A 20,189-nucleotide genomic window follows, 5' to 3' on the forward strand; every position below is an offset into this window, starting at 1 on the left:
GCGTATCGAGGCGGCGAGGAGAGCGCCGCCCGGGCCGATGGCCTTCGGCTGCGGCCACCTTCCTTCGGACGCCTGGCCCGGCCCGCGCGGGCGCGCGCCTAGGCTCGGTGCCCACGGAGGTTCAAAACAATGTCGTACCAAGAGATGAAAGCCAGCGTCGAGCTGCTGCCCGCCCAGGCCCCGAAATTCGAAACCGAGCGTTTCGTGGTCGTTCCGCTGGGTGCGGAGCCGGCGCGCGACCTGCTGAACGTGCTGCTGCAGGACGAACGGCTGGCCGGGCAACTGCCCTGGATGGTGGAGAAATCCGCCGATGGCGCGCGCAAGGAGGCGTTCCTGATCGGCCTGCAATGCGCCGCCGAGACCACGCTGGTCTGGGGCATCGTCGAGCGTGCGCGCAGCGCCTACATCGGCGCGGTGCTGGCGCGCAGCACGCTGGAGGGCCTGGACGTGGAGGTGCTGTGCGCCTCGCAGTTCTGGAACCAGGGCGTGGCCGACGAGGCCGGCCTGCCAGTCGCGGACTGGCTGGAAGAGCACGCCGCCGTCGAGTTGGTGCCGGCGGACTGAGCCCCTGGGCCGCAGCCCCTCAGCGCATCGGGTCGTCCGCCACCCCGGCTCCATTGGCAGCCCAGCCACCCCCCAGCACCTTGTACAGCGTGACCCGGTTGGTCTGCTCGGCCAGCAGCAGGGTGATCTGCGTCTGCTGCGCCGCGTACAGCGAGCGCTGCGCGTCCAGCACCGTGAGGAAGCTGTCGGCCCCCAGCCGGTAGCGCGCGTCCGACAGGTCCAGCGCGCGCTGGGTGGCGTCCAGCAGCGAGCGCTGGGCGGCCAGGCGCTCGTCCAGCGTGGCGCGGTCGGCCAGCGCGTCGGACACTTCGCGGAACGCGGTCTGGATGGATTTTTCGTACTGGGCCAGGGCCGTGTCGCGCGCCACTTCGGCCACGCGCAGGTTGGCGTTGTTGCGGCCGGCGTCGAAGATCGGCAGGCGGATCTGCGGCGCGAAGCTCCAGGTGCCGTTGCCGCCGTCGAACAGGCCCGACAGCGCATTGCTGGCCGTGCCGATGGAACCGGTGAGCGTGATGGACGGAAAGAACGCCGCGCGCGCCGCGCCGATGCTGGCGTAGCTGCCCTGCAGCGTGCGCTCGGCCGCGCGCACGTCGGGCCGGCGCAGCAGCACACCGGAGGGCAGGTCGGCGGGCACGGCGAGCAAAGCGGCGGCCGGCGTGGTGGGCACGATGGCGGTGCTGGTGTTGCGGGGGGCGCTGCTGCGCGAGGTGCCGTCGGCCGTTGCCGTTGCCGTGGCGGGCGGCACCGTGGCGGGTGCGGCATTCGCCGCGGCGGCCAGGGCCACGGGCGGCAGCAGGTCGTCGGGGACGGCGGCGCCCACCAGCAGCGCGAGCGCGTTGCGGTCGCGCGCGACCTGGGCGGTGTAGGTGGCGACGTCGGCGCGCGCGGTGTCCACCGTGGTCTGCGTTTGCGCCAGGGTCAGGCCCGAGGTGGCGCCCAGCGCATGGCTGCGCTGCGTGAGGTCCAGCGACTGCTGGCGCGTGCGCAGCGTGTCGCGTGCCAGTTGCAGGCGGCGGCCGTCGGCATCGAGGGTGAGCCAGGCGTTCACCGCCTCGGCCACCAGGCTCAACTGCACGCTGCGGCGGTTCTCGGCGGCGCGGAAGAACTCCTGCAGCGCGGCGTCGTTCAGGTTGCGCACGCGGCCGAAGAAGTCGATCTCGTAGCTGGCAAAACCGAGTTGCGCGCTGTATTGCCCGCCCACGTTGGAGCGGCCCGCGGTGGTCAGGTCGTCGGCCGTGCGGCTGCGGCTGCCCGCGCCGGTGGCGTTCACGCCGGGGAACAGGTCGGCGCGCGAGACGCCGTACTGCGCCCGCGCCCGCTCGATGGCCAGCACGGCCACGCGCAGGTCGCGGTTGTTGGCCACGGCCATCTCGGCCAGGGCGCGCAGGCGGGGTTCCTGCAAGAATTCGGCCCATTCCAGGGGGCGGTCCAGCGGATCGGCCGGGACCGCCGCGGCGGACCCGTCCCCCAGGGCGGCGGGAGCGGTCACGGCCACCGGCACGGAGCCCGTGCCCAGGGCGGCCGGCACCGGCAGCGCGGGCGCCTGGTAGGGCGGCGCCAGGTTGGTGCAGCCGGGCAGCGCGGCCAGCGCCACGGTGGCGGCCACCGCCCAGGCCAGCGGGCGCAGGGCGGGGAGGGTGGGGGCTTGGCGCGGCGTCATGCGGGGGCTCCGGTGGGCTGGCCGCCGGCCTTGGCGGCCCGGTCGGCGAAGAAGCCGCGGATGAGAACGAAGAACACGGGCACGAAGAAGATGCCCAGCACGGTGGCGGAGATCATGCCGCCCAGCACCGCGGTGCCGATGGCCTGCCGCCCGCCCGCGCCGGCGCCCGTGCCGATGGCCAGCGGCAGCACGCCGAAGCCGAAGGCCAGCGAGGTCATGAGGATCGGACGCAGCCGCAGGCGCACGGCCTCCAGCGTGGCGTCGATCACGCTCTTGCCCTGGGCCTGCAGCTGGGTGGCGAACTCCACGATCAGGATGGCGTTCTTGGACGACAGCCCCACGGTGGTGAGCAGCCCGACCTGGAAGTACACGTCGTTGGACAGCCCGCGGATGCCAATGCCCAGCAGCGCGCCCACGATGCCGAGCGGCACCACCAGGATCACCGAGAACGGCACCGACCAGCTTTCGTACAGCGCCGCCAGGCACAGGAACACGAACAGGATGGACACGGCATACAGCAGCGGTGCCTGCGACCCCGACAGGCGTTCCTGGTAGGAGGCGCCCGTCCATTCGTAGCCGATGCCGGGCGGCATCTCCTTCATGATGGTTTCCACCGCGTCCATGGCCGCGCCGGAGCTGACCCCCGTGGCCGCGTCGCCCACGAATTCGTAGCTGGGGCTGCCGTTGTAGCGCTGCAGCTGGGGCGAGCCGTAGGTCCAGCTGGTGCTGGAGAACGCCGAGAACGGCACCATGAGGCCCTGGCTGTTGCGCACCGTCCAGGGCGCGATGTCCTGCGGCAGCATGCGGTAGGGCGCATCGCCCTGCATGTACACGCGCTTGACCCGGCCCTTGTTCAGGAAGTCGTTCACGTAGGTGCCGCCGATGGCGCTGCCCAGCGTGTTGTTGACGTCGGTGGTGGCCAGGCCCAGGGCGCCGGCCTTGGCGTCGTCGATGGCCACGCCCAACTGCGGCGTGTCGTCCAGGTTGTTGCTGCGGGTGTTGGACAGCTCAGGCCGCTGGCCGGCCAGCTGCAGCACCTTGTCGCGCGCGGCCACGAGCGCGTCGTGGCCCAGGCCGTTCAGGTCCTTGAGCTGGAAGTTGAAGCCCGCATTGGCGCCCAGGCCGCGCACGGCCGGCGGCAGCACGACGAAGATGCGCGCGTCGCGGATCCTGGACAGATCGCGCGTGGCCTTGCGGGCGATGGCGTCGGCGCTTTGCGAGGCCAGGGGGCGCTCGCTCCAGTCTTTGAGGCGCACGAAGCCGCGCGCCGAGCTCTGGTCGCCGTTGGAGCCGGTGATGGAGTTGAAGCTCACCACGTCGGGCTGCGCGGCGAAATACTTCTGCACCTCGGCCATCACCACCTGCAGGCGGGTGTTGGAGGCGCCCGGGGGCAGGGTGATCTGCACCTGCACGGCACCCTGGTCCTCATTGGGCAGGAACGAAGTGGGCAGGCGCATGAACAGCACGGCCATGCCGCCCACGATGAGCGCATAGACCAGCATCATCCGCCCGCCGCGGCGCACGATGCGGCCCACGCCGCGCTGGTAGCCGTCGGCGGTGCGGTCGAAGCGGCGGTTGAAGCCGGTGAAGAAGCGGTCCACCCAGCCCAGCACGCCCCGGCGCGGCGCGCCGTGCGGGCTGTGCTGGCCCTGGGGGATGGGCTTGAGCAGCGTGGCGCACAGCGCAGGCGTGAGCGTGAGCGCCACCAGCACCGACAGCACCATGGCCGAGACGATGGTGATGGAGAACTGCCGGTAGATCACCCCGGTGGAGCCGCCGAAGAACGCCATGGGGATGAACACCGCCGACAGCGTGAGCGCGATGCCCACCAGCGCGGGCGTGATCTCGGCCATGGACTTGCGCGTGGCCTCCTTCGGGGGCAGGCCCTCCTCGCTCATCACGCGCTCGACGTTCTCCACCACCACGATGGCGTCGTCCACCAGCAGGCCGATGGCCAGCACCATGCCGAACATGGTCAGCGTGTTGATCGAGTAGCCCGCCACCGACAGCACGCCGAAGGTGCCCAGCAGCACCACGGGCACCGCGATCGCCGGGATCAGCGTGGCGCGGAAGTTCTGCAGGAAGATGTACATCACCAGCACCACGAGCAGCATGGCCTCGACCAGCGCCTTGACCACCTCTTCGATGGAGGCGCTCACGAAGGGCGTGGTGTCGTAGCTGGTGAAGGGCTTGAGCTGGTACGGAAAGAACGGCTGCAGCTCGGCGATCTTGGCGTTCACCGCGTTGGCCACCGCCATGGCGTTGGCGCTGTCGGCCAGCACCACGCCCATGCCGGCGCCGGGCTGGCCGTTCAGGCGCGAGGTGATGGTGAGGTTCTCGGCGCCCAGCTCGATGCGGGCCACGTCTTTCAGGCGCACGATGGCGCCGTCCACGGTGGACTTGAGAACGATGTTCTCGAACTCCTCGCGCGACTGCAGCTTGCTGCGCGCGGTGATGGTGGCGTTGAGCTGCTGCTCGCCCACGGCGGGCAGGGCGCCCAGCTGGCCGGCGGAGACCTGGGCGTTCTGCGCGTTGATGGCGTTGCCGATGTCGGACGGCATGAGCGCGTACTTCTCGAGCTTGGCCGGGTCCATCCACACGCGCATGGCGTAGGGCGTGCCCAGCGTGGCCACGTCGCCCACGCCGTCGATGCGGCTGATGACGTCCACCAGGTTGCTGGAGATGTAGTCGCCGATGTCCACCTGCGTCACGCTCGGGTCGGGCGAGGTGAAGGTGACGATCATCAGGTAGTCGTTGCCGCCCTTGGTGACGGTGACGCCCCGGCTCTGCACCGCGGGCGGCAGGCGCGACATGGCCTGCTGCAGCTTGTTTTGCACCTGCACCTGCGCCACGTCGATGTTGGTGCCGGCATTGAAGGTGAGCGTGGTGCGCGAGCCGCCCGAGGCATCGCTGGTCGAGCCCATATAGATCAGGTTGTCGAGGCCCTTCAACTGCTGCTCGATCACCTGCGTGACCGATTCCTCCACCGTCTTGGCCGAGGCGCCGGTGTAGGTGGCGCTGATGGACACGCGCGGCGGTGCGATGTTGGGGTACTGCTCCAGCGGCAATGTCTTGATGGACATGGCCCCCGCCAGCATGATGACGATGGCGATGACCCACGCGAAGATGGGCCGGTTGATGAAGAACTGTGCCATGGCGGGCGGTCCTTCAGCGGGCGGCCGGGGCCGCAGCGCCGGACGCCGCGGGTGCCGCAGCCGATGCGGCCGAGGAGGCGCCGCCTGCCGGGGCTGCCGCCGCCTTGGCCGCCACCTCCACCGGCTTGACCGTGTCGCCCACCTTCACGCGCTGCAGCCCGTCCACCACCACGCGGTCGCCGGCGGCCAGGCCCCCCACGGCCTGCCAGCGGTTGCCCACGGCGGCCTCGACCTGGATCTTGCGGCGCTCGACCTTGTTCTCGGCATTGACCAGCAGCACGCTGGCATTGCCGGCGGTGTCGCGCGTCACGCCCTGCTGGGGCACGAGCAGGGCCTGCTCGTTCACGCCCGTCTCCAGCACCGCGCGCACGTACATGCCCGGCATCAGCAGGCCGTCCGGGTTGGGGAACACCGCGCGCAGGGTGACCGCGCCGGTGGCGGGGTTCACCGTCACGCCGCTGAACTGCAGCCGGCCGGCCTGGGCATAGGTGCTGCCGTCCTCCAGCTTGAGCGCCACGCGCGCCTGGCCTTCGCCCGCGCGCTGAAAGCGCCCCTTGGCCAGGTCGGTCTTCAGGCGCAGCACGTCGGTGCTGGACTGGGTCACGTCCACGTACAGCGGGTCGATCTGCGAGATGGTGGTGAGCGCCGTGGTCTGGTTGGCGGTGACCAGCGCGCCCGGCGTCACCGCCGAGGTGGTGGTGCGGCCCGAGATGGGCGCCTTGATGCGGGTGTAGCCCAGGTTGATGCGGGCGTTCTCGACCGCCGCGCGGTTCACGGCCAGGTCCGAGCGGGCCTGCACCAGCACCGCCTGGCTGTCGTCATACACCTGCCGGCTGATCGCATCGATCTTGACCAGCTCGGCATTGCGACGCGCGTTGGTCTCCGCCGTGCCCACGGTGGCCTGGGCCTTGCCCAGCGAGGCCTCGGCGCTTGCCAGCGCCACCTCGAAGGGCGAGGCATCCAGCTGGTACAGCACCTGCCCGGCCTTCACGTCCGCCCCTTCGGTGAAGAGCCGCTTTTGCACGATGCCGCCCACCTGCGGCCGGATTTCGGCGACCAGGAACGCGCTGGTGCGCCCGGGCAGCTCGGTGGTGATCGACTGCCGCTCGGGCTGGATCGTGACCACGCCGGCTTCCACCGGGGCGCGCGGCGCGGGCTGCTTGGCGGCCTTGTCCGAACACCCGGCCACCACGAAGGCGGCCGCCAGCACGGCAGCGCCGGCCCGGCGCAGGGCACCGGGGACAGCGGTCACACAGGAAGAGGTCAAGGAGGAGGGCCGTGGGGCCATGGCAGCGGGGGCGGAGGGCAGCGAGCGTGTGGCAGGGCGTGGGCAATTCATGGACAAGGCACGGCTTTCGTTGTGGCGAGCATTCTGACGGTCAATTGAAAAGATCGTGTGAAGCTGTGGCAGGCTGGAAAGCCCTCCGGCGGGCCTCGTGTCCGGACCTTGCAACCTTCATGCCGCGTGCGGGCCGCGCGTGCCCCTCGCAGGCGGTGGCGGGCCCCTCGGGCGCTGGCCCCGGGAGTGTGTGGCCGCGCTGGCGGGCCGCCGGCCGGCCGGGCCGTCGATCCGAAGGGTTTCTGCGGGACGGAACGGGGTTTTGAGATCCAAATCGCCCGCATGCCGGCGTTTTCATTGTCTTGGTAGCTATTCAATTGATAGCAAATGGGTGGTCGGGAAACGACGGTCCGCGTTCGCGGCGCCCCCGGGCTCTTGACCCAGATCAAGCCCCGGCCGAAAGGTTTCCACAAGCCGGGATGTGCCACCTACCATCGGCCGCACTGCATCCCGCAGGGGCCCGCGGCGCCGTGCCGCACCGTCCGTACGAGACAAAAGCTTCTTCCCCAGAAAGGCTTCCCATGCGAAGAAATCTTCCGGTCAGCACGCAGGAATACCCGTTTCCTTCCGGCGAAACCCTGGTGTCCACCACCGACCTGAAAGGGCGCATCCTGTACTGCAACCCGATGTTCATCGAGGTGAGCGGCTACGAGCGCGAGGCCCTGCTGGGCCAGCCCCACAACCTGATCCGCCACCCCGACATGCCCGAGGAGGCGTTCCGCGACATGTGGGACACCATCGGCCAGGGCCGGCCCTGGTCGGCCGCGGTGAAGAACCGGCGCAAGAACGGCGACTTCTACTGGGTGATGGCCAACGTCACCCCGCTGATGGAGGGAGACCGCCCCGTGGGCTACCTGTCGGTGCGCACCGAGGCCACCCGCGAGCAGGTGCAGGCCGCCGACGCGCTCTACGCCCGCATGCGCGCCGAGGCCGAGGCCGGCCGCCCGGTGCACGTGCTGCGCGCGGGCCGGCTGGCACGCCTGACCGCCCTGGGCCGCGTCGCGGAGTGGACCCGCATCGGCGTGGGCGGCCAGGTGGCCATGGCGTTCCTGGCCGTGCTGGTGGCCGCCTTCCTGGCGGGGCTCGTGGATGAAGAGCAGGGCCTGTTCTCGGCCGCGGCCTGGGCTGCCGTGGCCGGCGTGGCGATGGCCGCCTTCGCCCAGGTGCGCCGCGTGGCCGTGCTGCCGCTGTCGGACATGGTGCGCGCCGCCAACCGCATGGCGGCCGGCGACCTGACCGAGCGCCTGCGCGTGACCCGCTCCGACGGCGTGGGCGACCTGCAGAAGGCGCTGAGCCAGCTCAACGTGAACCTGCAGTCCATCGTGCGCGATGCGTTGCAGGAGACCGAGAAGATGCGCGTGTCCAGCCGCGCCATCGCCCAGGGCAACCAGGAGCTGTCCGGCCGCACCGAGACGCAGGCCAGCAACCTGCAGGAGACGGCCGCCTCGATGGAGGAGATCACCGGCACCGTGCAGCAGACGGCCGAATCGGCCCGCCAGGCGGCCGACCTGGCGCGGCAGGCCACGGGCGTGGCCGAGCGCACCAGCGGCGCGGTGGACGGCGTGGCCGCCACCATGCAGCAGATCCAGGCCGCCTCGGGCCGCATCGGCGAGATCACGCAGCTCATCGACTCCATCGCCTTCCAGACCAACATCCTCGCGCTGAACGCGGCGGTGGAGGCGGCGCGGGCGGGCGAGCAGGGCCGGGGCTTCGCGGTGGTGGCCGGCGAGGTGCGCAGCCTCTCGCAGCGCACGCTGACCGCCGCGCGAGAGATCCGCCAGCTCATCGACCAGTCGGCCGAGAAGGTGGGCGAGGGGCGCCAGCGCACCGAGAGCGCGCAAAAGACCATGCAGGAGTCGCTGGACCTGGTGCGCCGCGTGGGCGCCCTCATCGGCCAGATCCACAGCGCGGCCGACGAGCAGCAGGCCGGCATCTCGCAGGTGAACAGCGCGGTCTCCCACCTGGACGGCATCACCCAGCAGAACGCGGCGCTGGTGGAGGAGAACGCGGCCCTGGCGCTGGAGCTGCAGTCCCAGGCGCAGACCGTGTCGGACGCGGTGCAGGTGTTCCGCGTGCACGGCGGCCCGCGCGGCGCCGCGGCGTCCGATGCCGTGGCCCTGCGCAGGGCGGCGCGCCCCGGCCCATCGCTCATCGCCGCGCGGGGGGCCTGAAGGCAAATGCGGTGGCAGCAGGGGGGGCGCCCGGCCGGATAGCATGGGGCCCGGGGCCGATGTCCGTCCGCCACGCCCACGGCAACGCCACGCGCTGCCAACCGCACCGAATGTTGATGAAGGAGCCGCCCATGAACCCGTCCACCCCCTCCCTGGCCGATGAACTGATGGCCCAGTTGCAAGGGGCCCCGCTCCAGCAGCTGTCCAGCCAGCTGGGCACCGACGCCACGCAGACCCGTTCCGCGGTGGCGACCGCACTGCCCCTGCTGCTGGGCGCGCTGGGCCGCAACGCTGCGCAGCCGCAGGGCGCCGAGGCCCTGCTGGGCGCCCTGCAGCGCGACCACCAGCCGGCCGCCGGCGGCGGCGCGGGCGGGCTGGACCTGGGCGGGCTCCTCGGGTCGCTGCTGGGCGGCGGCAGTGCCGCCGGCGGCGGGCAGGGCGCCGACATCCTGGGCCACGTGTTCGGCAGCCAGCGCCCGCAGGCCGAGGCCGGGCTGGCCCAGGCGACGGGCCTGGGCGCCAACGCGGGGCAACTGCTCCAGCTGCTCGCGCCCATCGTGATGTCGTTCCTTGCGCAGCGGGTGCAGGCCGGCGGGCTGGATGCCGGCAGCCTGGGGCGCACCCTCGGCCACGAGCGCGACCGCGCCCGGCAGCCGGGCGGCCTGGGTGGCCTGGGTGGAGGCGTGCTGGGCAGCCTGCTCGATCAGGACGGCGACGGCCAGGTCGGCCTGTCGGACCTGGTCAAGCTCGGCGGCGGCCTGTTCGGCGGGCGACGCTGAGCTGAGAGCGCAAGCGCGGTCCGAGGGCCCGGCGACCGGCGACCGGCGACCGGCGACCGGCGACCGGCGACCGGCGGCGCGCGGGTTTGCAACCAACTGCATCGCCGCCCCGGGCGGCTTCGCAAACCCCTGTTGCGCGCACCCCGCCGTTGGGCGGAAACTGCAGCCATCCACGCCACTTCACTCAGGGAGGCCCCATGACCGCAGTCGCCGACATCCTCAAGTCCAAGCCCCATGCCCAGGTCCACACCATCGGGCCCTCCGATTCGATGCTCGATGCGCTGCGGCTCATGGCCGACAAGGGCATCGGCGCCCTCCTGGTGATGGAGGGCGAGCAGATCGCCGGCATCGTGACCGAGCGCGACTACGCCCGCAAGGTGGCCCTGCTGGGCCGCACCTCCGGCGCCACCCAGGTGAGCGACGTGATGACCCGCGCCGTGCGCTTCGTGCGGCCGCACCAGAGCAGCGAGCAGTGCATGCAGCTCATGACCGACAACCGGCTGCGCCACCTGCCGGTGGTGGACGACGCCAACCGGTTGGTGGGCCTGATCTCCATCGGTGACCTGGTGAAGAACATCATGTCCGAGCAGCAGTTCATCATCGAGCAGATGGAGCAGTACATCACTGGCGGCCAGCGCAATTGAGGCTGCCGCGCCGCGCAAACTGCCCTCTAGGGATCCAGGGCGATCACCTCGTCCTGCGGCCCGGCCTCGCACCCCGGGCCCAGCGCCTGCCAGCCGCGGCGCACCACGATCTGGCGGCGGTCGTGGCACAGCTCGATGCGCTCCGCGCCCGGCATGCGATCGTGCACGAAGGCCTCCAGCGAGGCCGGAAGGCTCACCCGCATGCGCAGCGCGTAGAGGTCGTCCCGCGGGTGGTCGTCCACATGCACCAGCGGCGCGAAATGCGCGGCGAACACCATGCCGTGCGATCCCAGCCCGATCGGCTCGGGCCGGTAGCCCTCCGAGTGCAGCCACGCCTGCGCGCGCTCGCGCGTTGGGGGCGCGTCGCCGGCCGGCGCCCAGGCGCTGGCCATCATCTCCGCCACCCACTGGTTGCAGTTCTGGTAGCGCGTGCTGAACGGGTAGGCATTGGCGCTGTAGTCGGCCGCCAGCAGGGCCAGCGCGGCGCGCTTATCCTGGGCCGTGCGTTCCAGCGCGTCGGCGGGCAGCGCGGGCAGCAGCACGATGGCAACGTAGCCCCGGGACGGATCGTCCCGGCCCATCAGGAACCCCGGAATGCCCTGGTCAAACAGCCGGGGCCGCGACTCCTCGCAGGTGTAGTACAGCTGGCGCACCGCCCACGGGCGGTCCGGCTGCGGCCGCAGGGCCAGGCCGGCGTGCGAGTAGCGCACCCCGAAGCGGCCCAGGTCCAGGCCCGAGCGCGAGATCAGCGCCACGCGCTGGCCCGAGGCGTCGAGCACCTGCTTGACCACCGCGGCAAAGCGCAGGATGCGGTCCTGATCGGTGGCGCTCAGCGGCGCGGCGGCATCGCACAGGCCCCAGGTGCCGGCGTGGGCCGGAACCTCCGCCCCCAGCGCGGCGAGGCCGATGGCGGCGATCCCGGTCCAGCGCGCCAGCGCGCGCCGGTGCCGCATGCGGGATGGCAAGGCGGCACGCCGCATCACAGGGCGAGCGGCCGGGAGTCCATCTCCTCGTACCAGTCGTCGTTGAGCACCAGGAAGAAGGCTTCGCGGGTGTTGCCGCGCGCGAACTCGAAGCCGTAGGGCCGCTCGCGCGCCTGCACCAGGTCGCCGGCGGCGAGCGGCCGCGCGCCCTGCGCCTGGCGCGGCAGGTTCAGCACGAACTCGCGCGCGATGCCGGTCTCGGTCGCGCGCAGCCTGAGGCCCGTGGCGTCGGGCCGGCCGGGCACCTGCTCCACGCCGATCACGCGGTACTCGCCCTCGGCCAGGCGCCGGTCGCGGCCCCCGCCGCCGCTCGAATGGCCGATCGAGTCCGAGGCGCTCGAGGCCGCCGACCCCGCGCTGGAGGCCATGGAGGTGAACAGTTCCGCATGGCCGGGCAGGGCGGCGGTGGCGAGCAGCGAAGACACGCACGCGGCGCGAACGAAGGCAATCAGGGGCATGGCAATCCTCGGGGCCGCGGCGGGCAGGGGGGCGGGGTGGGTGGGGATCATGGCGGCGGTCACTGGAACTGGGCGGTGAGTTCCTGCGCGCCCTTTTCGATGCCGGCCTGCGCTGCATCCAGGGTGCCGAAGGTCGCGCCGATGTTCAGCGCGTTCGGGTATTGCTTGGTGACGAAGGCGTCGAGCAGCTGGTTCGACACCGCGTCGAAGATCTCCACGGCGTAGCTGACCGAGCCGGTGAAGGTGCCTTCCTTGCCGCGAATGCCCTGCACCAGGTTGTAGGGTCCGCCGCCGATGTCGAAGCGCGTGAAGGTGCTCAGGCCCCGCGTGGTGAGCCTGGCGCCGGTCAGCGTCACGCGCAGGCGCAGCGTGGCGGGGGCGGGCTGGGCCACGATCTGAAAGCGCGTGGCCAGCCGCGCCGTGAACTGCCGGCGCATGTCGCCAGCCAACTGGCGCCGCTGGGCCTCAGGCACGTCCTCGAACTGGTGGTCGGGCCCGGAGTAGATCACGATGGGGTCGAGGATCACCTTGGTGTACTGGCTCCAGTCGCGGTGCGATGCCACGCGGTAGGGAATGCGGCCGGTGTCGTCGTCCAGGTTGGGCCGCAACTGGGGCGCGGACTGCAGCCCGGTGTAGGCGATGGGCTGGGTGCTGGCGCAGCCGGCCAGGGCGGCAAGGCACAGCAGGGGCAGGAGCGTCGCGGGGCGCATAAAAGGGGTGGCATGCATGGAGCTTCTCCAAAAGAAAGGGACGAAGGGGGTCCAGCCCCGGCCGAGGGGCCAGGGGATGGGTCTATAACTGAACATACATGTACGGTATAGTATGATTTGCACGAGGGAGCCCTGTCAAGTAAAGAGTACAAGTTAGTTCACTTTTGGAGATGCGAATGCGGGTCAGGACCCAGGCGCGGCGGGATGCCATCGTGGAAGCGGCGGCCAAATTGTTCGAAGAGGTGGGGTACGAGGCGGCGTCGATGAACGAGCTGGCCAAGCGGCTCGGGGGCTCCAAGGCCACCCTCTACGGCTATTTCCCGTCCAAGGAGCCGCTGTTCGTCGCCGTGGTGCAGTCGCTGGCGACCTCCCACCTGGCCGACGCCACCTCCCACCTGCTGGCGGCGCTGGAAACGCGCCCGCCGATGCGGCCCACGCTGACCCGGTTCGGGGACGAGGCGCTGCAGGTGATGCTGAACGACCGCCGCGCGCTCTCGGTGTACCGCATGGTGCTGGCGGACGCGGGTCGCTCCAACATCGGCGAGCTGTTCGACGGCGCCGGCCCGCGCCAGTGCATCGACGCGCTCACCCGCTTCATGGGCGCCGCCATGGCGCACGGCGAGGTGTGCGAGGGCGATCCCCAGGTCATGGCGATGCAGTTCATGGCGCTGCTCACCGCGGAAACCGGGCCGCGCCTGTACCAGCAGGACCCACCGGCCGTCTCCGTCGCCGACATCCACGCGCGGGTGGTGCGGGCCGTGGACTTCTTCCTGCGGGGCGCGGCCCCCGGGCGCTAGGGGCGACCCGAAGCGCGCCGGCATGCCCTGCGGCGCCGACGCCGGTTCGGCGTCTTGTCCTGCGCATTTGCCGGGGTCGCGGGCCAGTGCGGTCGGCTCAGCCGTCGTTCAATAGGGCCATCCCCCGCCGACCCTTCTCTTTGGCCCCTTCGCCTGGAACCCGAATGTCCGCCTTGCCGTCCCGCACCGAGTCTCCCGCCGCACCGCCGCCGTCCTTGCCGGGCGGCGATTCGCCCACCCACCGCGCGCACAGCGCCTTGCGGCGCGCCGCAGCCGCGCTGGCGCCGCCGGCCGACACCCACACGCCCGCGGACCGCTACGAAGAGCTTTTCATCGAAGTGCAGCGCCAGCGCATCTTCGAAGACTCCAAGACCTTCGTGGACTGCGCCCCGCGCCAGCCGCCCGAGACCATCCTCGCGGCCTACCGCGCGCAGTGCCAAGCGCCGGGCTTCGACCTGCATGCCTTCGTGCACCGGCATTTCAAGCCCCAGACCCGCGCCTGCGACGGCCCCACGGTCGAACCCGGGCTGACCATGGCGGCGCACATCGATGCGCTGTGGGACGAGCTCACCCGCCACCCGGCCCACCACCCCCCGCGCGGCTCGCTGCTGGCACTGCCGCACGCCTACGTGGTGCCGGGCGGCCGGTTCGTGGAGATGTATTACTGGGATTCGTACTTCACCATGCTGGGCCTGGTGCGCAGCGGCCGGCGGCATCTGCTGCACACGATGACGGACAACTTCGCCTACCTCATCGACACCTACGGCCACGTGCCCAACGGCACCCGCACCTACTACCTGAGCCGCTCGCAGCCGCCGGTGTTCTCGTTGATGGCCGAGCTGTGCGAATCGTGCGCGGGGCACGGCGCCGCGCAGTACCTGCCGCAGATGCGGCGCGAATACGAGTTCTGGATGGAGGGTGCCGACACCCTGGCCCCGGGCAGTGCCCACCGCCGCGTGGTGGCGCTGCCGGACGGCGCCGTGCTCAACCGCTACTGGGACGACCGCGACACGCCGCGCGAGGAATCGTGGCGCGAGGACGTGGAGACCGCCGCCCAATGCCAGCGCCCCGCAAACGAGGTGTACCGCGACCTGCGCGCCGCCGCCGAGTCGGGCTGGGACTTCAGCGCGCGCTGGCTGGACGATGGCGCCTGCGGCACCTGCCGCACTCAGACCCTGTCCACCATCGGCACCACACGCATCCTTCCGGTGGACCTGAACGCGCTGCTGCACAAGGCCGAGACCACCATCGCTCGCCTGAGCCGCAGCGTGGGCGACACGGCCACGGCCGACGCGTTCGACCACCGGGCCCGCCAGCGCGCCGAGGCCATGTCCCGCGTGCTGTGGAACGCCGAGGCCGGCGCCTTCCTCGACCACGACTGGCAGGCCGGCACGCCGCGTCCCTCGCTCAATGCCGCCACCGTGGTGCCGCTCTTCACCGGCACGGCCACGCCCGAGCAGGCCCATGCGCTGGCCGCCACCGTGCGCCGGCGCCTGCTGGTGCGGGGCGGCCTGTCCACCTCGGAGACCGCCAGCGGCGAGCAGTGGGACCGCCCCAACGGCTGGGCGCCGCTGCAGTGGATGGCGGTGGAAGGCTTCGCCGCCTACGGCACGGCCGACGAAAGCTGCCGCCAGCTGTCGGACGACATCCGCACGCGTTGGGTCAAAACCGTGCAGGACGTGTACGACCACGAGGGCAAGCTGGTCGAAAAATACTCGCTGTGCGAATCCGGCGACAGCCCCTCCACCGGAGGCGATGGCGGCGAGTACCCGCTGCAGGACGGGTTCGGCTGGACGAACGGGGTGGTGCGGGGCTGGCTGGACGACCCCGCCTGACGGCCCGGCGGCCGTGCCACCCGTCGGACCACGTCCCTATGAGGGAATGGCCCAGACCGTCGTGGTGGCCCGCGTCGGGGTATTGGCCTTCGTGGTCACGATGCACGCGGTGCCATGGGCGCCATCGGTGCCGAAAGACATCACCACGTCGGGATTGCCGACGGGGTAGGCCAAGATGTACATCAAAGGGACGTAGATAATGCCTTTGACATTATCGCCGTTGTAGGTCACGCTGTTTTCGCCATTCACCGCGAGCCGGTCGCCCAGGTGGTTGGTGAGGGGTTGGCCAGCGAAGGCAGATAAAGGAACGGGGTTGAAGGGGGTCGATCCCGTTATTTTCTGTCCGTTGATCGTGCCGCTCATTTGAACCAGCGATCCATTGGCGGGATCGTATTTTCGGGTGAGTTGCAGGTGGATATTCTGCTCGGGCATGTCCAGAATGCCATCCTTGAAACTCATTGTGAATGGATTGAAATAATAGGCCTGGGAATTGATGCCATCCGTCGAAATGCTGATGGCCACGAAATTCAGATCCCAGTCGGTGCCCGGCAGAAGCGTTGCGTATTGCGCCTGGATGGAGACGAAAGACCGGCTTTGCAGGGTCTCGATGTCGAATTGGAAGGGGTAGTAGCCGCTGAAATCCGCCAGTTCGCACCCGCTGAGGTCGTACAGCGCGAAGTCGGGTTTCGCGGCCTGGGGAATGGTGACGAGCGACCGGATCTGCGCGGGCTTTTGCCCATCGGTCACCATGTTGTTGCAGGCGAAACCCTGCTCGGCAGCGGTGCCCATGATGAGCGACACGGTCTCGCTGCCCTGGGCGACCGTGAAGAAGTACATGTTCAGGTTGTACGCATAGGTGTGCACCGGCTGAAGATTCCCGGTGGTGCCAGGGTCGTACTGCAGTTGGTTGTCCGAGCCGATCCGCATCACCTTTTTTCCGGTCGCCGTATCGACGTAATCGCCGGCGAAGAGGGCGGCGGCAATGGGGTTGTTGTAGGTGGCGCCGGAGACATCGACCTTCGTTTGCTTCGGCAAGGTGATGCTTCCCGAACAGAAGGCCACCGGCCCGTACGTGTCGCCCGCGCGGGTGAACTCCAGCTCGACCGAGAGCCCCTGGTCGGACGTCTGGTGCAGGGTCTTGCCGTCGAAGCTTCCCGTGAAGGGGTAGCGGGTGGCGGAGGTTCCGTCCAGCGAGATGATCAGCGACACGTGGTACGCAGGGGCGATGGTGCCTGCTTGAAACACCATGTTGGTGTCGACCGCGAAAAAGGCGCCCTGGGCGTTTCCAAGGGTGTAGTAGCCGTTGAAGGTCTGCAGCGCCGGTGCGTCGGGCCGGGCGGAAGGCGAAGCCCCGAGCGCTGGTTGGGCGGGGTTCAACAGCTGCAGATGATGGGCTTGCGTGTCCTCGATGGAAATCGAGCGCGGCACGGACGGAATGGGGGTCGGGGTCATGGTGGAGGGCGTTTCAAGGGTTGCGATCTGCCGAGGCCGGCAGGGCGGAGGGGCCCGCCCAGGGGCTCAGCGCTTCCTGGGCGGCGGTGGCGTGCGCGGCGATGGGCGCGGGCGCAGCCTCAGGAAGGGGACCAGGCCACCGTCAAAGCCCCTGCGGGATCTTTCGTGATGGCACGCACCCGGATGCAGTCGCCATCGCTGCTTCCGGTTTGGATTACCCGCCTTTTCGGCAGGTTGCAATGGTCCCCGGAGTAATGAACGCTGCTGAGCGTGGCGTTGACGCCGGCACCATTGTCAATGGTGGTGATTTTCTGGTCTGCCATGGCGTCGCTAATCCCCGTTTTGGTGAATAATGCGCAAAAATCGTGATATTCCATTCCCCTGATGGGGGTGCTGACTGGAATCAGGATTTTCACGGTGGCGCACGGGCCACTGCGCGATATTATGGGGACGGCTTTCTAACAGATTGAAAAATCCCTGAAAATTGCTTAAACGATCTGATAAAACATGAAAAACAATCGGAGCGCACGGCCTGCGCGGTGCCGTGCCTCCGGGGCCGCCGCTGCCTCAGGCCGCCTTTTCCACATGCGCCTGGCGCGTGTACAGGAAATCGATCACCGCCTTGCGGCTGCGCAGGTAGCGCGGGTCTTCGGCCAGGGCCACGCGGTTGCGGGGGCGCGGGATGTCCACCGCCAGCACCTCGCCGATGGTGGCGGCCGGGCCGTTGGTCATCATCACGATCTTGTCGGACAGCAGCACGGCCTCGTCCACGTCGTGGGTGACCATGACCACCGTGCTCTGCGTGCGCGCCACGATCTCCAGCAGCTCGTCCTGCAGCTTGGCGCGGGTGAGGGCGTCCAGCGCGCCGAAGGGCTCGTCCATCAGCAGCACCTGGGGCTCCATCGACAGCGCCCGGGCGATGCCCACGCGCTGCTTCATGCCGCCCGAGATCTCGCCGGGGCGCTTTTGCGCCGCGTGCGTGAGGCCCACCATGGCCAGCGCGGCCTCGGTGCGGGCCTTGAGCTGGGCCTTCGGTTCCCGCTTGCCGAACACGCGCTCGACCGCCAGGTGCACGTTGCCTTCGCAGGTCAGCCAGGGCAGCAGGGAATGGTTCTGGAACACCACCGCGCGCTCGGGGCCGGGGCCCTTGATCTCCTTGTTGGCGCACAGCAGCGCGCCGGCGGTGGGCACGGTGAGTCCGGCGATCAGATTGAGCAAGGTGGACTTGCCGCAGCCCGAGTGCCCGATGAGGGCGACGAACTCGCCCTTGGCGATGGACAGGTCGATGCCCTTGAGCGCCGGGAACAGCCCCTTGGCGGTCTTGAAGGTCTGGGCGACGCCCTGGACCTCGATGAATTTCGCGGGGTTGTTCATGCCTTCACCTCTTCGAACGTGAATGCCGTGGCCAGCTTGACCAGGGCGTATTCGAGCAGCAGCCCGACGATGCCGATCACGAAGATCGCGATGATGATGTTCTTGACGTTCAGGTTGTTCCACTCGTCCCACACCCAAAAGCCAATGCCCACGCCGCCGGTCAGCATCTCGGCCGCCACGATCACGAGCCAGGCGGTGCCCACGGCCAGGCGCACGCCGGTCAGCATGTAGGGCAGCACGGCGGGGAACAGGATGGTGGTGGCGATCTTCCATTCCGAGAGGTTGAGCACGCGGGCCACGTTCATGTAGTCCTGCGGCACGCGCTGCACGCCCACCGCGGTGTTGATGACCATGGGCCAGATCGAGCAGATGAAGATGGTCCAGATGGCGGCCGGGTTGGCGCCCTTGAACACCAGCAGGCCGATGGGCAGCCACGCCAGCGGCGACACGGGCCGCAGCAGGCTGATGAGCGGGTTGAACATGCGCGAGAGGAAGTGGAACCGCCCGATCACGAAACCCGCGGGAATGCCCACGAGCGCCGCCAGCCCGAAGCCGACCGCCACGCGCTCCAGCGAGGCGAGCACGTTCCAGCCCACGCCCTGGTCGTTGGGGCCGTTGCGGTAGAAGGGGTTGCTGAAGACTTCCAGCGCCTGCTTCCAGGTCTCCAGCGGGCCGGGAATGCTCTGGCCAGTGGTGGAGGACACCACGGCCCACAGCCCGATCAAGAGGCCCAGGCCGCAGGCCGGCGGCAGCACGGCGAGCCAGAAGGCGCGCGAGGCGGCCGCCCAGTCGCGCGGCGCCCGCGGCGGGCTGGGCGGGGCGGACTGCAGTGGTTTTTGCCCCGATGCCGGCGTTTTGATTGCCGGTGTTGCTATCGTTTGCATAGCAGAAGGGGCCGCGGCTGGGGTGGGCTCCGGCGGGGCGTGGAAGACGGCGCTGACCATGGTGGGATTCTCCTGGCGGGGGCTGGGGGCGGGCGGCTCGGGCGGGGCCCGGGGTCAGGCCTTGATCTTGAAGCTGTCGGCGTACTTGGCCGGGTCCTTGCCGTCCCAGACGACGCCGTCCATCAACTTGCTGGAGCGCATGTCGCTCTTGGGCAGGGGCACCTTGGCGGCGGTGGCGGCCTGCTTGTACAGCTCGGTGCGGTTGATCGACTTGGCGACGGCCAGGTAGTCCGGGTGGTCCTTGAGCAGGCCCCAGCGCTTGTGCTGCGTGAGGAACCACATGCCGTCGGACAGGTAGGGGAAGTTCACCGCGCCGTCGTTGTAGAACTTCATGTAGTTGGGGTCGTCCCAGGTCTTGCCCAGTCCGTTCTGGTAGCGGCCCAGGATGCGCTGGTTGATGGCGTCCACGCTGGTGTTCACGTAGGCCTTGCCGGCGATGGTTTCGGCCATCTTGTTCTTGTTGGCGAGGCCCTCGTCGATCCAGCGGCCGGCCTCCAGGATGGCGGCCGTCACGGCGCGCGCGGTGTTGGGGTACTTCTGCACGAACTCCGACGTGGTGCCCAGCACCTTCTCGGGGTGGTCCTTCCAGATGTCCTGCGTGGTGGTGGCGGTGATGCCGATGCCGTCCATGATGGCGCGGTGGTTCCAGGGCTCGCCCACGCAGAAGCCGTCCATGTTGCCCACGCGCATGTTGGCCACCATCTGCGGCGGCGGCACGGTGATGACCTTGGCCCCCTTGAGCGGGTCGATGCCGTTGGCGGCCAGCCAGTAGTACAGCCACATGGCGTGCGTGCCGGTGGGGAAGGTCTGCGCGAAGGTGTATTCGCGTTTTTCCTTGGCCATGAGCTGGGCCAGGCCCGCGCCGTCCACCGCGCCGGCATCGGCGAGCTTCTTGCTCAGCGTGATGGCCTGGCCGTTGTTGTTCAGGGTCATGAGCACGGCCATGTCCTTCTTGGGGCCGCCGACACCCAAGTGCACGCCGTACACCAGGCCGTACAGCACGTGGGCGAAGTCCAGCTCGCCGTTGGCCAGCTTGTCGCGCACGCCCGCCCAGCTCGCTTCCTTGGAGGGCACGATCTTCACACCGTACTTCTGGTCGATGCCCAGCACCGAGGCCATTACCACGCTGGCGCAGTCGGTGAGGGGGATGAAGCCGATCTTGACTTCCTTCTTTTCCGGCGCGTCGGAGCCGGCTGCATGCACCATGGAGCGCAGCGCGGGGCTCACGCCCACGGCCCCCACGGCGGCGGCCTGCAGCACGGTGCGGCGGTGGAGACTGGTTTTGGACAGGTCGGTCATGGAAGGCATCCCTTGGCTTGGCTGG

The 20,189-nt window shown here is 69.7% G+C and carries 17 protein-coding genes; 6 read left to right on the forward strand and 11 right to left on the reverse strand.

Annotated elements, in window-relative coordinates; genetic code table 11:
• The first annotated feature begins 129 nt into the window (after positions 1-129).
• Positions 130-564 (forward strand): GNAT family N-acetyltransferase, encoded by a 435-nt coding sequence (locus AVME950_RS22710; RefSeq protein WP_284431555.1) that lies wholly within the window; start codon positions 130-132, stop codon positions 562-564.
• Positions 565-583: 19 nt separating this feature from the next.
• On the opposite strand, the gene AVME950_RS22715 is transcribed toward AVME950_RS22710, so the two are convergent.
• The 3 genes from AVME950_RS22715 to AVME950_RS22725 are packed head-to-tail and all read right to left on the reverse strand — an operon-like array spanning position 584 to position 6,718.
• The gene (locus AVME950_RS22715) at positions 584-2,224 is read right to left on the reverse strand and encodes an efflux transporter outer membrane subunit (RefSeq protein ID WP_284431556.1); all 1,641 of its coding nucleotides are present in this window, start codon (positions 2,222-2,224) and stop codon (positions 584-586) included.
• A complete protein-coding gene (locus AVME950_RS22720; protein WP_284407255.1) occupies positions 2,221-5,379 on the reverse strand; it encodes an efflux RND transporter permease subunit in 3,159 nt (1,052 codons plus the stop codon). Before AVME950_RS22720 ends, AVME950_RS22715 begins: the two co-directional genes overlap by 4 nt.
• A gap of 13 nt (positions 5,380-5,392) precedes the next feature.
• Entirely contained in the window at positions 5,393-6,718 is a 1,326-nt protein-coding gene (locus AVME950_RS22725; protein ID WP_284431557.1) for an efflux RND transporter periplasmic adaptor subunit, read from the reverse strand.
• Positions 6,719-7,239: 521 nt separating this feature from the next.
• Here AVME950_RS22725 and AVME950_RS22730 point away from each other — a divergent pair.
• The 3 genes from AVME950_RS22730 (at position 7,240) to AVME950_RS22740 (ending at position 10,312) form a co-directional block, all read left to right on the forward strand.
• Positions 7,240-8,889, forward strand: coding sequence for a methyl-accepting chemotaxis protein (locus AVME950_RS22730; protein WP_284411768.1), 1,650 nt, complete (start codon positions 7,240-7,242; stop codon positions 8,887-8,889).
• 131 nt (positions 8,890-9,020) lie between these two features.
• The gene (locus AVME950_RS22735; RefSeq protein WP_284431558.1) at positions 9,021-9,668 is read left to right on the forward strand and encodes a DUF937 domain-containing protein; all 648 of its coding nucleotides are present in this window, start codon (positions 9,021-9,023) and stop codon (positions 9,666-9,668) included.
• Positions 9,669-9,865: 197 nt separating this feature from the next.
• The gene (locus AVME950_RS22740) at positions 9,866-10,312 is read left to right on the forward strand and encodes a CBS domain-containing protein (RefSeq protein WP_272568313.1); all 447 of its coding nucleotides are present in this window, start codon (positions 9,866-9,868) and stop codon (positions 10,310-10,312) included.
• Between the two features lie 26 nt (positions 10,313-10,338).
• Here the strand turns inward: AVME950_RS22740 and AVME950_RS22745 are convergent, their stop codons facing one another.
• From AVME950_RS22745 to AVME950_RS22755, 3 genes are read right to left on the reverse strand one after another with little or no spacing between them, the layout of a single operon-like run.
• Positions 10,339-11,265 (reverse strand): DUF2145 domain-containing protein, encoded by a 927-nt coding sequence (locus AVME950_RS22745; RefSeq protein WP_284431559.1) that lies wholly within the window; start codon positions 11,263-11,265, stop codon positions 10,339-10,341.
• 26 nt (positions 11,266-11,291) lie between these two features.
• Positions 11,292-11,753, reverse strand: coding sequence for a hypothetical protein (locus AVME950_RS22750; RefSeq protein ID WP_284431560.1), 462 nt, complete (start codon positions 11,751-11,753; stop codon positions 11,292-11,294).
• A 59-nt stretch (positions 11,754-11,812) separates the two neighbouring features.
• Positions 11,813-12,481, reverse strand: a complete 669-nt coding sequence (locus tag AVME950_RS22755; protein ID WP_284431561.1) for a DUF3313 domain-containing protein — start codon at positions 12,479-12,481, stop codon at positions 11,813-11,815.
• A gap of 158 nt (positions 12,482-12,639) precedes the next feature.
• On the opposite strand from AVME950_RS22755, the gene AVME950_RS22760 reads away from it, so the two are divergent.
• Both AVME950_RS22760 and treF read left to right on the forward strand, forming a co-directional pair.
• Positions 12,640-13,260 (forward strand): TetR/AcrR family transcriptional regulator, encoded by a 621-nt coding sequence (locus tag AVME950_RS22760; RefSeq protein ID WP_284403023.1) that lies wholly within the window; start codon positions 12,640-12,642, stop codon positions 13,258-13,260.
• A 164-nt stretch (positions 13,261-13,424) separates the two neighbouring features.
• Entirely contained in the window at positions 13,425-15,095 is a 1,671-nt protein-coding gene (gene treF / locus AVME950_RS22765; RefSeq protein ID WP_284431562.1) for an alpha,alpha-trehalase TreF, read from the forward strand.
• A 36-nt stretch (positions 15,096-15,131) separates the two neighbouring features.
• Here the strand turns inward: treF and AVME950_RS22770 are convergent, their stop codons facing one another.
• From AVME950_RS22770 to AVME950_RS22790, 5 genes are all read right to left on the reverse strand, one after another.
• Complete coding sequence (locus AVME950_RS22770) at positions 15,132-16,547, reverse strand: hypothetical protein (protein ID WP_284431563.1); 1,416 nt, start codon at positions 16,545-16,547, stop codon at positions 15,132-15,134.
• 119 nt (positions 16,548-16,666) lie between these two features.
• Positions 16,667-16,963, reverse strand: a complete 297-nt coding sequence (locus AVME950_RS22775) for a type 2 periplasmic-binding domain-containing protein (protein WP_284431564.1) — start codon at positions 16,961-16,963, stop codon at positions 16,667-16,669.
• A gap of 151 nt (positions 16,964-17,114) precedes the next feature.
• Positions 17,115-17,921, reverse strand: coding sequence for an ABC transporter ATP-binding protein (locus AVME950_RS22780; protein WP_284411785.1), 807 nt, complete (start codon positions 17,919-17,921; stop codon positions 17,115-17,117).
• Complete coding sequence (gene ntrB, locus AVME950_RS22785) at positions 17,918-18,865, reverse strand: nitrate ABC transporter permease (protein WP_092745760.1); 948 nt, start codon at positions 18,863-18,865, stop codon at positions 17,918-17,920. The genes AVME950_RS22780 and ntrB overlap by 4 nt, the downstream gene beginning before the upstream one ends.
• A gap of 54 nt (positions 18,866-18,919) precedes the next feature.
• The gene (locus AVME950_RS22790) at positions 18,920-20,164 is read right to left on the reverse strand and encodes a CmpA/NrtA family ABC transporter substrate-binding protein (RefSeq protein ID WP_284411788.1); all 1,245 of its coding nucleotides are present in this window, start codon (positions 20,162-20,164) and stop codon (positions 18,920-18,922) included.
• Between the last annotated feature and the right edge of the window lie 25 nt (positions 20,165-20,189).

The organism is Acidovorax sp. SUPP950, from assembly GCF_030158935.1.
Classification (GTDB): Bacteria; Pseudomonadota; Gammaproteobacteria; order Burkholderiales; family Burkholderiaceae_C; genus Paracidovorax.